This window comes from Acinetobacter sp. WCHAc060033 (assembly GCF_004209125.1).
Taxonomy (GTDB): Bacteria; Pseudomonadota; Gammaproteobacteria; order Pseudomonadales; family Moraxellaceae; genus Acinetobacter; species Acinetobacter wuhouensis.
Window position 1 is genome coordinate 1 of the sequence record NZ_SGSW01000177.1, and the last position, 578, is coordinate 578.

Genomic DNA, 578 nt, shown 5'->3' on the forward strand with positions numbered 1-578 from the left:
CTTTTAATAAATCAATTTATAAATTGCTGTAGTATCTAAAACATTCCTATTTTTATGTATAACGTCTTTTATGTAATCACTAAAAAAAACGGCTCTGCGATTGATTGCAGGTTTTGAGCTGTATGTCATCATTGCAATTTTAGACAATGCAAATAAATTTACCACAATTGAAAATTCTAGGGCATTCAGGTTAAACGCTTCGTCCCATCCATTTTCCATATAAAAAATTGAATCAGATTGCAAAGTCCAAAAGCCGTTTTTAGTTTCCCATACTCCCCCGTCATAGCTTTCACATAATCGGCTTGCTTCTTGATATAAGATATTTTCCCATACATAAATTGTATGAGCCATTGCAACTGTATAGCGTGGAAATTCGCTTTCTTGCATTGACTGCATAGCAACTAGGTCGGTTTTATTAAAGCTGTCATAGCTCATGTCTGCGATTTCTTCATCAGTCAACAAAACTAAATCAGTCATTTTTTAATTCCTTTGTATGAGGTCGCCAATCGACCTGATAAATACATTATACCTAAATTGATTTGTGAGTACAAAACAATATATGTAAACAAGTGTAATTA

General features: G+C 32.9%; 1 protein-coding gene. It reads right to left on the reverse strand.

Annotated features, from left to right (window positions below):
* Window positions 1-3 precede the first annotated feature (3 nt).
* Window positions 4-477: a hypothetical protein gene (locus tag EXE10_RS21165; protein ID WP_015060716.1), complete on the reverse strand. Its 474-nt coding sequence runs from the start codon at window positions 475-477 to the stop codon at window positions 4-6.
* Window positions 478-578 lie beyond the last annotated feature (101 nt).